Source organism: Candidatus Caccoplasma merdavium, assembly GCA_018715595.1.
GTDB classification, from domain to species: Bacteria; Bacteroidota; Bacteroidia; order Bacteroidales; family UBA11471; genus Caccoplasma; species Caccoplasma merdavium.
The window spans coordinates 72,849-85,353 of record DVLI01000008.1 but is presented as its reverse complement, the minus strand read 5'-3'; the positions used below and the strand labels follow the sequence as shown (position 1 = coordinate 85,353).

At 54.8% G+C, this 12,505-nt stretch carries 10 protein-coding genes and 1 tRNA gene; 8 read left to right on the top strand and 3 right to left on the bottom strand.

Translation table 11 applies throughout. The annotated features are described in order from the left end of the window. A partial coding sequence (locus IAD09_02585) for a hypothetical protein (protein HIT81115.1) occupies positions 1-599 on the top strand: 599 nt, incomplete at its 5' end. A gap of 155 nt (positions 600-754) precedes the next feature. Here IAD09_02585 and IAD09_02580 read toward each other — a convergent pair. Next, a complete protein-coding gene (locus IAD09_02580) occupies positions 755-925 on the bottom strand; it encodes a 4Fe-4S binding protein (GenBank protein HIT81114.1) in 171 nt (56 codons plus the stop codon). A gap of 151 nt (positions 926-1,076) precedes the next feature. Between IAD09_02580 and IAD09_02575 the strand changes: the two genes are divergently transcribed. Then, the gene (locus tag IAD09_02575; protein HIT81113.1) at positions 1,077-1,811 is read left to right on the top strand and encodes a PorT family protein; all 735 of its coding nucleotides are present in this window, start codon (positions 1,077-1,079) and stop codon (positions 1,809-1,811) included. 121 nt (positions 1,812-1,932) lie between these two features. Next, positions 1,933-2,005 (top strand) — tRNA-Met (locus IAD09_02570). A 187-nt stretch (positions 2,006-2,192) separates the two neighbouring features. On the opposite strand, the gene IAD09_02565 is transcribed toward IAD09_02570, so the two are convergent. Both IAD09_02565 and IAD09_02560 read right to left on the bottom strand, forming a co-directional pair. Beyond that, complete coding sequence (locus IAD09_02565; protein HIT81112.1) at positions 2,193-5,462, bottom strand: UvrD-helicase domain-containing protein; 3,270 nt, start codon at positions 5,460-5,462, stop codon at positions 2,193-2,195. Positions 5,463-5,468: 6 nt separating this feature from the next. Next, positions 5,469-5,816, bottom strand: a complete 348-nt coding sequence (locus tag IAD09_02560) for a translation initiation factor (GenBank protein HIT81111.1) — start codon at positions 5,814-5,816, stop codon at positions 5,469-5,471. 124 nt (positions 5,817-5,940) lie between these two features. Between IAD09_02560 and IAD09_02555 the strand changes: the two genes are divergently transcribed. The 5 genes from IAD09_02555 to IAD09_02535 are packed head-to-tail and all read left to right on the top strand — an operon-like array spanning position 5,941 to position 12,498. Next, the gene (locus tag IAD09_02555) at positions 5,941-6,594 is read left to right on the top strand and encodes a redox-sensing transcriptional repressor Rex (GenBank protein HIT81110.1); all 654 of its coding nucleotides are present in this window, start codon (positions 5,941-5,943) and stop codon (positions 6,592-6,594) included. 57 nt (positions 6,595-6,651) lie between these two features. Beyond that, on the top strand, positions 6,652-7,269 hold the full coding sequence (locus IAD09_02550; protein ID HIT81109.1) for a fumarylacetoacetate hydrolase family protein: 618 nt from the start codon (positions 6,652-6,654) through the stop codon (positions 7,267-7,269). A gap of 36 nt (positions 7,270-7,305) precedes the next feature. Continuing rightward, the gene (gene porU / locus IAD09_02545; protein HIT81108.1) at positions 7,306-10,725 is read left to right on the top strand and encodes a type IX secretion system sortase PorU; all 3,420 of its coding nucleotides are present in this window, start codon (positions 7,306-7,308) and stop codon (positions 10,723-10,725) included. A 48-nt stretch (positions 10,726-10,773) separates the two neighbouring features. Then, on the top strand, positions 10,774-12,003 hold the full coding sequence (gene porV, locus IAD09_02540; GenBank protein HIT81107.1) for a type IX secretion system outer membrane channel protein PorV: 1,230 nt from the start codon (positions 10,774-10,776) through the stop codon (positions 12,001-12,003). A 15-nt stretch (positions 12,004-12,018) separates the two neighbouring features. Next, complete coding sequence (locus tag IAD09_02535) at positions 12,019-12,498, top strand: 2-C-methyl-D-erythritol 2,4-cyclodiphosphate synthase (GenBank protein ID HIT81106.1); 480 nt, start codon at positions 12,019-12,021, stop codon at positions 12,496-12,498. Positions 12,499-12,505 lie beyond the last annotated feature (7 nt).

The following is a 12,505-nucleotide window of genomic DNA, read 5'->3' as shown; positions in this document are numbered from 1 at the left end:
ATGCCGACAGTGTAAAGACGACGCTGAACTGTACGGGCAGCCGCATGACGCCGGCCACGTTGCCCCGGTTGTCGCCGAAGAACTACAACTATGCTCCGCTGGCCGCCTATGAGTTGAGTGAAGACATAAAGGCGGGCGAAGCGCTCGACCTGTCGGGATTGGTATCGGCCGGAGACGAAGCCACCTACACCTGGAAATATGCCAATGGCACGCCGGTACCGGCCGACTCCTACAAGGTAGAATCCGGGGTGACGACCTTCACGACCGCCCTCGACAGTGCCGTTTACTGTGAAATCACCTCGACGCTCTTCCCGAAACTGAGCGGCGACAATGCCTACAAGACCACGGAGATAAAGGTTTTGGCAACCTCTACGTCTATCGACGAGACCGAGGCAAGTGCCGAAATCCGATTCTATGCCCTTTCCGGTCGCATCGTGGTTGAGAACGTGGCTGCCGGCACGCCGGTTGCCGTCTATTCGCTTTCGGGCGTGAAATGTGCCGAAGTCGTTTCGGCCGAAGGAAAAGCCACCCTTGAAGTGCCGCAAGGTTATTACATCGTTGTCGCCGGTACCACCGCGCGGCAAGTGATAGTGCCTTAGTGGGTATTGATACCGTAAAAAATGCCGGAAGTTCGCTTCCGGCATTTTTTTATTCATTCGATAGAGGTGGGGTTGGCTTACTTTTGTGACGATGGGGCCCGGAAATAAAAAAGCTCTGCCAAAGCAGAGCTTTTTATTCTTTTCATTTTTGCGGATTATTCACCCGGGTGGATAGCACCAGTGGGGCAAGCATCGGCGCAAGTACCGCAATCAACGCATTTGTCGGGGTTGATTTTGTAGATATCGCCTTCGGAGATAGCGTCGGAGGGACATTCGCTCATGCAGGTACCGCAAGCAATGCAGTCATCGCTAATAACGTAAGCCATAGTTTTGAATTTAAAAATTAGTACTAATTAGTTGTAATGTGTTTGGCAAAAGTACGGTTTTTCTTTTTTCTGACAAATTAAATCGAATGTTTTTTGAACAAAAGACGATTTGCCCAAATATCTTTTTCCCTTACTGGCAATAATTCGATAGATTCTGCGTTTTATTCATACTTCGAAACAACGCGTGAAAAAGATACTTTTCATATTGACGGGACTTGTAGTCGTTCTCTCGGCATGGGGGCAGCAGCAGAAGTTGCAGCGGCTGCCGTTTGTCGACCAACGTCGTCTCCATTTCGGTTTTTCCGTGGGTACGCATGTGCAGGACTTGGCCATCAGGCATACCGGCGCGGTGACCGATGGCGGGGAGACGTGGTATGCCGAGGTGCCTTCTTTTTCGCCCGGTTTCAATGTGGGCTTGGTGAGCGACCTTTACCTCTGCCCCTATCTCAATTTGCGTTTCACCCCCACACTTATGTTCGGCAATAAGACGGTGGAGTTTCGCGAGGACCAAAGCGACACCCGCCGCACCGTCGATTTGAAATCGACCTATATCATGATGCCGGTGACTTTGAAATACAGCGCCAAACGGTTGAATAATTATTGCCCCTATCTTTCGTTGGGCGTGGCTCCTACCATCGACATTTCGAAGAAACGCAATGACCTGTTGCGGCTTAACACCTACGATACCTATCTCGAAGTGGGGGTGGGGTGCGACATCTATCTCTCGTTCTTCAAACTGATTCCCGAATTGAAATTCTGTTTCGGCCTGAGTGATGTTGTCCGCCACAAACGTACCGACCTGGTCGACCCGCTCGATATTAAATATACTCAGGCGGTGAAAAGGGCTTTTTCGCGGTTGGTCGTGTTGAGTTTCTATTTCGAATAGCGCAGAAATTCAGTAAGATAGCACTACGCAAGGATAATGTAACCGAAAAAGTGAGAATATTTAACAGTTTATTGTTTGGATTTTTTGTGCAAGAGCCGTATCTTTGCACCACGAAAAACATCGCGGGGTGGAGCAGTTGGTAGCTCGTTGGGCTCATAACCCAAAGGTCGCTGGTTCGAGTCCGGCTCCCGCAACTCAGATAAAGGCATCGTTCATCGATGCCTTTTTTTTATTTGTGGCCGGAGAAGAGTGCCGGCTTCTGTCCGGTTTTGCGACTTTTGAACCTCTCCCGCTCGAATGCGACGCGCATTCCTGTCACAAATGATGCTTCGCCGTTCATTTTTCAGCGACTTTTGTTTTTTCTTGTTTGGGGGAGGGGTGCTATCCTTCGACGGGAACGACTTTCCCCGAAGGAACGTACCAGATGTACCCCCGGGTTTTGTAGCCCATCTCTTCGAGCAGGTGCATATAACCCGCCACTTGCCTGTTGTGGGCGGTGCGTTCGGCGCCGAACTTGTAGTCGATGACCGTGGCCCCCTCGCCGTCGATGACGACGCGGTCGGGACGGTAGGTGCCTTGCCGGGGGTGGAGAATGTCGCGCTCATTGAGTATGCGGTTACCGGCTTTGAACCAGCGTTGTTTTTCGGGCTCGGCCAGTTGCTGCCGCAGCATGGACTCTATTTCTGCGGCATCGGTTTCGGAGATTTCGCCTGCCTGTATGTGCTTTTGCATGGCCGGTGTTATGTCGTCGGCCGTCGCGATGGAGCTGAGCACGCGATGGCACACCGAGCCGTGGTGGCGTCGGTCTTCGGGGTCGAAGAACCCTTGCCCCATGAGGCGCAAGTGCAGGCGTTTGCCCGGAGGTGTCGAACGGTAAGGGGCGGGTGCCTGTGACGGGGCATGGCGGCTCTTCTCTTTGAGCGGGGCGGGGGTGCCCAGCATGTACCGGCCTGCCTCGGGGTCGTAGCCGTCGTGCAGGTTGGCATAGGGCCTGTCGGTAGCCGAGGGCACAGGCGTGTCCTCTTCGATACATTGTTGCAGGAGGGTGCCGATGTTCAATCCCGAAATTTTGGGCACGAAGATATGGAGTTCTTCGCGGGCGCGCGTGAATGCGACGTATGCCAGGTTGAGGTTGTCGATGTAGGTGTGTATTTGTTCGGTGAAATAGGTGCGGGCATACTGTGTCGCGGCCAGTTCGCTGTTGTAGGCGATGGGGACGATGGGCAGTGTGTCGAATGGCGCCGTCGTTTCGGCCCACAAGATGGGGGCATGTGTCGAGCGGTGGTCGATGGTCCAGTTGCAGAAGGGAATGATGACGATTTTAAATTCAAGACCCTTTGACTTGTGTATGGTCATGATGCGCACGGCATCTTGCTCTTGGGGGGTCGAGAGCGAGCGGGTGACGCCTTTGTCGTGCCACCAGAGGAGGAATGAATTGAGGTCGGAAGAGCGTTTCTCGGTATATTGCAGCACGAGGTCGAGGAAGGCTTGTATGAAGACGTTTTCATCGCCGGTCGTGTCGACGGGAAAGAGGTCGATGATTTTTTCGCATATCTCATAGAGAGGTTCCCCCCGGAACTTTTCGATGCGGCACAGCAGCTCTTCGGCATCGTCTTTTTGCAAGCGGTTGCATATTCCGGGTATCGCTTTGTCGGGCACGGTCTTGCGGTAGGCTGTTTCTATCGAATAGAGAGCCATGAAGCGGGTGAGCGCTTCTTGTGGCGCACGCAGGTAATCGAGCAAGGCGATGATGAGTTGTACGGTCGATGAGTTGCTGATATACAGGGCTTCGTCGGAGATGACGTCGTATCGGTACTTGTCGTTTTCTGCGGAGGCTTGTTCGTGGAGCAGGTATTGCACGATGCGGTTGCCCTCGTCCTTGGTGCGTACCAGTATGGCGATGTCGCGTAGGGCGACGCCGCGGTCTTGGAGGTCGCGCAGCACTTCGACGGTGCGTCGCAGGGCTTTGTCCTTGGCGCGGCTTTCTTCTTCGTTTTCCCGGGTGTTTTCAAAGAAATCGATTTCGACATAACCGCCGTCGGCCGCATTTTTACGGCCTGTCTTTTGGGCGGCGTTGCGGTAGGCCAGCTCTATTTTTTGACACAGGCTTTCATCGTCGCGCAAGTTTGGCGGCAGGTTCTCGTTGAGGACCTGTTGCAGACGGGCGGCGGCACGGTCGAAGAAGGTGTTGTTGAAGCGAACCACCTCTTTTTCGCTCCGCCAGTTGGTGTCGAGGGTCTCGTCGTGCAGTTCCCGTTGGGGAAAATAGTCGGGGAGTTTCTCGTTGAGCAGCTCCCAGTCGGAATTCCGCCATCGGTAGATGCTCTGTTTCACGTCGCCTACCAGCAGGTTGGAGAGTCCCCGGTCGTTGCTCTCTTTGATAAGCGGATAGAAGTTTTTCCATTGTGTGGCCGAGGTGTCCTGGAACTCATCGATGAAGAAGTGGTCGATGTAGGTGCCTATCTTCTCGTAGACGAACGGGGTGTCGTCTTGGCGGATAATCTTGCGCAGTAGGTCGTTGGTGTCGGAGAGCAGGAGGGTTCCGTGTTCGCTTTGGTAATCTTGTATGTGGGTGACGATGTCGTTGATGATGCCCAGCGTGTAGAGGTATTTTTTGGTGTGGAGGGCCGAGAGATAGTCGGCATAAGGCGCTCCGTAGAGACGGACGATTTCCCGGCACACGTTATGGAATACCGGTTCGATGCGCGACATGGTTTCGACGATGTCGTCGGGGGTTTTGCCTTTGGTGTACCACTTGTCGGCGCTGTTTTCGGCCATTTGCCGGAAACGGTCGTTCGGTTGCAAGGCGTAGTTCCCGCCGGCCCATTTGCGCAAGAGGGTGGCGCCTGAGCGGTTGCCGTATTTGAAATCTTCGGGAGAGAGCCCGTTTTGGGAGAGGAGGGTGAGCGCGGCCTCGGCCCGTTCGTGCACCTGCTTCTCGAATGTGCGTTTTTTCTCGTCGAGCGATGCGATGAAGCGGGCGAGGAATTGCTTGTCTTGCAGTTTTTTTTCGAGAATTTCGCTTTGGCTTTTGAATTCTTCTTTGAAAATTTCTTCGGCCAGTTCGTCGATTTTCTTCCGGAAGTTCTTGTAGGAGTCTTCCTCGACCTGTTGCCGGGCATAATCGACCAGCCATTTGAGCAACTCCCGGTTTTCTCGTTTTTCGAGGTCGAAGAACAGGTTGTCGATTGCCTCGTTGAGGACCATGGAGCTGTCGAGCTCGATGTTGTAGCCGCCCGAGTAGCCGATTTCGTGCATGAACGAGCGGGTGATTTGCTGGAAGAAGCGGTCGATGGTGCTGATGTTGAAGCCCGAGAAATCGTGCAGCAGCGTGTAGAGTTGTTCGGCGGCTTGTCGTTTCAACGCTCCGATGTCGGCGGTGATGCCGTCACGGCCGAGCAGTTGGCCGATGTATTCCGATGATTCGGGGTCGTGCGCCAGAATGTCGAGTTGCCTGACGATGCGCTGCTTCATCTCGTCGGTGGCCTTGTTGGTGAATGTCACGGCCAAGATGCGGCGGAAGAGCCGCTGGCGTTCGCCGGGCAACAGTCCCTCCTCGTTTTGGGGCGGGGCGAGCAGGAGCTTGATATATTCGAGGGTAAGTTGGTAGGTCTTGCCCGAGCCGGCCGATGCACGATAGACGTTGAGCATGGTGTCTTATATGATGCGGGTGCGGGAGTAGCCTTCCCGGGTGAGAATCTCTTTTACTTTTTGGCGCAGGTCACCCTGTATGAGGATTTCACCGTCACGGGCCGAACCGCCTACGCCGCATTTGGTTTTCAGGAGCTTGGCCAGCTCTTTCAAGTCGTCGTCCGTGCCGACAAATCCGGTGATGAGGGTGGCCGTTTTGCCGTTGCGATGGCGCTTGTCGAGTTCGATGCGCAAGGCTTGTTTCTCGGCGGGAAGGGTTGCCGGTTGGGGCTCCTCCTCGGTTTCGTAAGAGAAGTCGGGGTTGGTCGAGTAGACGATATTGAGACGTTCTTTCCAGTCGTTGTTCTTGCTCATGGCGGGAGATTGTTTGCTGTGGAAATACCGATAAGGGGGAAATAATCCCCTCAAATTTAAAGCGGAATATGCAGTTTGCCAAAAAAAATATTACTTTTGTGGGTCAAAAAAACAATAACAGGAAATGGCAATCGGAAATTCGAGGACATCAATGAGCTTGCCCGAACCTTCATTGCGGCGTCTGCCTTGGTATTTGGCCTATGTCAAACTGCTGCGCGATAAAGGGGTGGAGTATGTCTCGTCGACACAAATATCGAAAGAGCTCAATGTCGATGCCTCCCGGATTGCGAAGGATTTGTCGTTTATCAACATCTCGGGAAAGACCCGCGTGGGATATGAAGTGGCGTCGCTGGTCGACGCCCTTGAACAGTTCCTGGGTTTCGGCGAGAAACACAAGGCGGTCATCTTCGGTGTCGGGAGTTTGGGCGCGGCCTTGTTGCAGGATACGGGACTGGCGCAGTATGGCATGAACGTCATTGCCGGTTTCGATGTCGACAAGCAGCTTGTCGGCACCCATATCAACGGGATTCCGGTGTATGATGTGGCCGACTTTCCCCGGCTGCAACCTCAGCTCGGCGCTTGCATCGGCATTCTCACCGTGCCGGTCGATAGGGCGCAGGAGGCCTGCAACGACATGATAGCCGGCGGGGTGCGGGCCATTTGGAATTTCACCCCTTACCGCATCAAGACCCCCGATGATATTGTCGTGCAGAACACCTCGATATATGCTCACTTGGCCGTGATGTTCAACCGGCTGAACCATACGCTCGGGAAATAACCCGTAGTTTCCTTTTCAAAATCCCGCAGGCACCCGAGCCTCTCAAAAATCCATGATATGAAAATTTTTGCAGTGGGGTGGAATTACCTCCGCCACAATAAAGAGATGAATCGTGCGTTATTACCTCAGGAGCCGGTTCTCTTCATGAAACCCGACACGGCGTTGCTCAAAGACGGGAAACCTTTCTTCCTGCCGCCGTTTTCGGAACGGGTCGAGTATGAGACCGAGCTGGTTGTGCGTATTTCACGACTGGGTAAGAACGTGGCGCCCCGTTTTGCACACCGTTATTACGATGCGGTGACTGTGGGCATCGACTTTACGGCCCGCGACTTGCAGGCCCGTCTGCGTGCCGAAGGTTCCCCGTGGGAAATTTCCAAGGGTTTTGACGGTTCGGCTGTCGTAGGAGATTTTGTCCCGGTGGAAGAGTTGGCCGGGGGAGTGCAAGACCAACACTTCTCCCTGCGTGTCGGGGGGAAGGAGGTACAGCGGGGACACACGGCCGATATGATATTCCCCATTGACGAGATGATTGCCTATATCAGCCGATTCTATACCTTGCGCATGGGCGATTTGCTTTTTACGGGAACCCCCGAAGGGGTGGGCCCGGTGGCTATCGGAGACCATCTGCAAGGCTTCCTGGGTGAACGTCAACTGCTCGATTTCCACGTTCGGTGATTGTGCCTGATCCGGTAATGACCGAGAGATGAACGTATGAGAAAATATATCCTCTTTGCTACCTTCCTCATTTTATGGCAAGGCGTTTCGGCGCAGGCGTCGGAGCGTTATGCCGCTTCGTCGCGGTTGGCCGCGGGGCAGTGGGTGAAGATACGGGTCGATGATACGGGCATCTATCAACTTGCTTATGACCAGTTGCGGGAGTATGGCTTCTCCGATCCCTCCCGGGTCGCCGTTTTCGGGTATGGCGGAGCCATGCTGTCCGAAGATTTCTCCCAACCTTATGTCGACGATTTGCCTCAGGTACCCGTCTTGCACACCGGCTCCAAGTTGCTTTTCTATGCCCAAGGGGTGCTTTCCTGGAATGTGAGCAACAACCGTTTTGTGCGGACACGCAATCCCTATTCGATGTATGGGTATTATTTCCTCACGCAACTTGCTGAGGCGCCCGCCTCGCCCGAGGTCGTGGCCTCGGCCGCTGCCTCCGAGGCCCAGCTCACGGTCTCCACGTTCCATGACCGGGTGTTGCACGAGCAGGAATTGTCCAGCCCCGGGCGAATGGGTCGGAACTTTTATGGCGAAGATTTCCTCTACCAGTCGTGGCGTGAGTTCTCGTTCGACCTGCCGGGCATCACCTCTACGCCGGTGACGGCCGAAGTCGTCTTTTTGGCGAAATCGACCTCTTCGGCTTCGACGGTCTCGGTGCAAATCAACGGGGGCGAGATAAAAGATGCCTCCATATCGCCGATTCTCGACTCCGACGGACAGAACTACAAATGCGGTGTCGAGGCCAAGATAGAAACCTCTTTTGTGCGGAATGATGCTGACCCCGATGTCGTGCGCATTCTTTTCGACGGTAACGGCGCTTCGGCCGCCTATCTCGATTATATCCTCCTCAATATGGAGCGCGAGTTGCGCCTCTACGACGGATATGTGGCTTTCCGTCACCGTTCGTCGGCGACCTCCCGGTTGCGCTATGAAATTGGCGACGGGGGGGTGTCCTCACCGTGCGTATGGGACGTGACGACCGGTTATGCCCCGCAGGAAATTGCGGCCGAACATGCCGGTGGCGTGATTTCGTTTGTCCCCCGGCAGACGGGCTTGCGCGAATATGTGGTTTTCGACCCTGTCGCGACGTTCCCTTCGCCCTCTTGGGTCGGGACGGTTTCCAATCAGAACCTGCACGCTTTGGCGGCAACCGATTTCGTGATTGTGGCGCCGCCGCTTTTCCGCGACGAGGCCGTTCGCTTGGGCGAGTTCCATCTCGCGCAGGACTCCCTCACCTATCAAGTGGTGCAACCTGCACACATCTATAACGAGTTTTCGTCGGGGACGCCCGATGCCACGGCCATACGCCGCTTCATGAAGATGTTCTATGACCGGGCGGCCGGCGACGAGTCGCAACGTCCGCGGTATCTGTTGCTCTTGGGCGACGGCAGCTATGACAATCGCCGGGTGACGCAAGAGTGGGCATCTTATGACCGTTCGGGCTACCTGCTTACCTTCCAGTCCGACGAGAGCATCGACGAGAGAAATAATTATGTCACAGACGATTACTTCGGTTTCCTTCACGACGACGAGGGCGCCGACCTTTCCCGGGCGACGCTCGACCTCGGCATCGGCCGTTTTCCCGTGCGCACCAAGGCCGAAGCCTCGGCCATGGTCGACAAGCTCATCGCCTATGCCACCAACACCGATTACGGATATTGGAAAAACGACATCTGCCTGGTCGCCGATGACGGCAACTCGGGCACGCACATGTCGCAAAGTGAAGATTTGGTCGAAATCCTCGAAACGAAAAATCCCGAATTTTTAGTCCACAAACTTTACATCGATGCCTACAATCGGGTGAGTGCGGCCACGGGAGCCACCTATCCCGATGCCAAGGAACAGATGCTCAATCTCTTGAAGCGCGACGGGTTGCTCGTTATCAATTATGTGGGGCACGGCAGTACCAAGGGGTGGACGGCCGAGAAAATCCTCGAATGGAGCGACATATCGAACATGTATGTTTCGCGCCTGCCCCTGTGGATTACGGCCACCTGCGATTTCAGCCGCTTCGATGACCGGCCCAATTCGGGCGGCGAGGAACTGTTCCTCAACACCCAGGGCGGCGGTATCGCCCTTATCTCGACCACCCGCGTGGTATATATCCATGCCAACGGCTACATCAACAAGGCGATTGTCGAGCACCTTTTCGACCGTGATGACGACGGCCGGATCGTGCGGCTGGGCGATGTCGTGCGTAGGGGCAAGAACAGTGTGGCCAGCAATGCCAACGATGTGCTGATGAACAAACTCAACTACATTTTGCTTGGTGACCCGGCCTTGCGGCTTAACGCCCCCTCTTACAAGATGGAGGTCACGGCCATCAACGACACGCTGCTCTCCGAGGTCGAGGCCGACAGCCTGTTGCTCCGCGCCCGCTCGTGGGTGACGGTCAAGGGCGAAGTGCGGTCGGCCGACGACCAGAAGCTCCCCGATTTCGACGGACTGGTTTATCCCCGTCTCTATGACTCCGAGCGGGAGGTGGTCACCGGCGGGAACGGGAACGACAACGGGGAGGTGACACCCTATACCTTCTTTACGCGCGACAACATGCTGTATACGGGACGTGATTCGGTGCGTGGGGGAGAATTTGAATTTACCTTCAAAATGCCGAAAGAGTTGAATTATTCCAACGAACCGGGATTGTTCAACCTCTATGCCTGCGACAGTCGGGGTCGGCAGGCCCAGGGCATGAACAGCCATTTCCTGGTCGGCGGCATGGACAACGATACCGAGGCCGACGATGAGGGCCCGACGATACATTCCATGTATCTTAATACGTCGGACTTCGAGGAGGGGGACAAAGTGAACGAAACGCCTCTCTTTGTGGCTCGCGTCGAGGACCCTTCGGGCATCAACATCTCGGGCATCGGGCTCGGCCATGATATGACGCTGTGTGTCGACGACGACCCCGCTCAGGAATATGTCATCAACTCCTATTTTCAACCCGAGGCCGGAGCTTTCGGGCTGGGTGACGTTTACTATGAGTTGCCCACGCTTACCGATGGGAAACATTCGCTCCGTTTTACCGTGTGGGACACCGAGGGCAACTCTTCGTCGCGGACCCTGCAATTTGCCGTGCAAAAAGGGTTGAAGCCTCAGATTTACAGCCTCTATCCCGAAAAGAGTCCCGTGAGCGATGTGGCCCGTTTCTATTTGCGGCACGACCGACCCGACATGCTGATGACCATAAAACTGTCGATATTCGACTGGTCGGGTCGTGAGGTATGGAGCACCGAGCAGACGGCCATGTCGACGATGTGGGTGTCGTCGCCCATCGAGTGGAACCTGACCGACAAGGCCGGCCGCCGCGTGCGTGACGGCATCTATCTCTACCGGGCCATCATCTCTGTTAACGGAAGTAGCGAAGCCACAAAAACACAAAAAATCATCGTTACGCCACAATAAACATCGTAAAAGGAAAGTTATTACCATATTGATATATCTCAACGGAATATGAAACATTCGATAAAATATCTCCTTTTCTCGGGTCTGCTGGCCCTCCTTGCTTTCCCTGTCTATGCCGATGGTGACGGGAAAGACATGTTCAACCCCATCACCACGGGCGTGACCACCCTCAATATCGCGCCCGACGCGCGCGGCGGTTCAATGGGCGATCTGGGTGTGGCCACCGACCCCGATGTCAACTCGCAGTATTGGAACCCGTCGAAATATGCTTTCGCGTTCAGCAGCGCCGGCTTTTCGGTTTCATACACGCCGTGGTTGCGTAAGTTGGTAAACGACATCAACTTGGCTTATGCGGCCGGCTACTGGAAATTCGGCGGCAACGATTTGCAGGCGTTGAGCGCCTCGTTGCGCTATTTCTCGCTGGGTTCGGTGCCCACTTATGATGTAAGTGGCGCATTGCAAAACACGGTCAATCCCTATGAAATGGCTCTCGACTTGGGCTATTCCCGCAAGTTGTCGTCGACGTTCTCGATGGGCGTTGTCTTCCGTTTTGTCTATTCCGATATGGGTTTCGGGGGCTTGTCGTCGGCCGAAGACATGTCGGGAGCGGCCGCTTTTGCCGCCGACATTTCGGGTTACCAGACGGTCTATCCCATCATCGGCCGCAGTGAATGCCAGTTCTCGTGGGGATTCAATATCTCCAACATCGGTTCGAAAGTTTCTTACGACGGCGGTACCAACAGTTCGTTCCTGCCCACCAACTTGCGTCTCGGCTTCTCGTTCCTCTTCCCGATTTACGACTACAATACCCTCTCCATCAACTTCGACGCCAACAAGTTGCTCGTGCCGGCAGCTCCCCGCCAAAGCGACTATACTTACATCGATGGTGACGGGTATGAACAATATGACACCGAAGCTTACAACCAAGCCAAGGAAGACTTCAACAATACCGGTTCCATATCGGGTATCTTCAAGTCGTTTTCCGACGCTCCCGGCGGATTCAAGGAAGAGTTGCAGGAAATTTATTTCTCGACCGGTCTCGAATACTCCTACAACCGCCGCTTCTTTGTGCGGGCCGGATATTACTACGAAAACAAGTACAAGGGCAATCGCCAGTATGCCACGTTTGGCGCAGGTTTTTCGCTGAACGTCTTTTCGCTCGATGCGGCTTATGTGCTGGCCACGGCCCAAAGCAGCCCGCTCGACCAAACGATGCGTTTTACCCTCTCATTTGACATGGACGGAATCAAAGACCTCATCGGTCGCCGTCGCCGCTAAAAACAAGACCAAGAAATGAAAATACGCGTAGGAATGGGCTTTGACGTGCACCGCCTGGTCGAAGGCCGTGAACTGTGGTTGGGCGGCATACGCATCGACCACACCCTCGGGCTGTTGGGTCACTCCGACGCCGATGTGTTGATACATGCCCTTTGCGATGCCTTGCTCGGCGCCGCGGCGATGCGCGACATCGGTTTCCATTTTCCCGATACGGCGGCCGCCTATAAGAATATCGACAGCAAGATATTGTTGCGCGACACGGTGGCTCTCATTCGAGAGCGCGGGTATGAGATAGGCAATGTCGACGTGACGGTGTGTGCCGAACGACCGAAACTCAACCCTCATATTCCGCTCATGCAGGAGACTCTCGCGCGTGTCATGGAGATTGACCCCGACGACATTTCCATCAAAGCCACGACAACCGAGAAACTGGGATTTACCGGTCGCGAAGAGGGCATCTCGGCGTATGCCGTGGCGTTGCTCCAAAAACCTTGAAAGAGTC

Bases quoted from the DNA above. Each gene is read 5' to 3' on its own strand.
- IAD09_02550 (HIT81109.1), top strand. From the start codon at position 6,652: ATGAAAATTTTTGCAGTGGGGTGGAATTACCTCCGCCACAATAAAGAG.
- IAD09_02535 (HIT81106.1), top strand. From the start codon at position 12,019: ATGAAAATACGCGTAGGAATGGGCTTTGACGTGCACCGCCTGGTCGAA.
- IAD09_02560 (HIT81111.1), bottom strand. From the start codon at position 5,816: ATGAGCAAGAACAACGACTGGAAAGAACGTCTCAATATCGTCTACTCG.
- porU (HIT81108.1), top strand. From the start codon at position 7,306: ATGAGAAAATATATCCTCTTTGCTACCTTCCTCATTTTATGGCAAGGC.
- IAD09_02555 (HIT81110.1), top strand. From the start codon at position 5,941: ATGGCAATCGGAAATTCGAGGACATCAATGAGCTTGCCCGAACCTTCA.
- IAD09_02565 (HIT81112.1), bottom strand. From the start codon at position 5,462: ATGCTCAACGTCTATCGTGCATCGGCCGGCTCGGGCAAGACCTACCAA.
- IAD09_02580 (HIT81114.1), bottom strand. From the start codon at position 925: ATGGCTTACGTTATTAGCGATGACTGCATTGCTTGCGGTACCTGCATG.
- porV (HIT81107.1), top strand. From the start codon at position 10,774: ATGAAACATTCGATAAAATATCTCCTTTTCTCGGGTCTGCTGGCCCTC.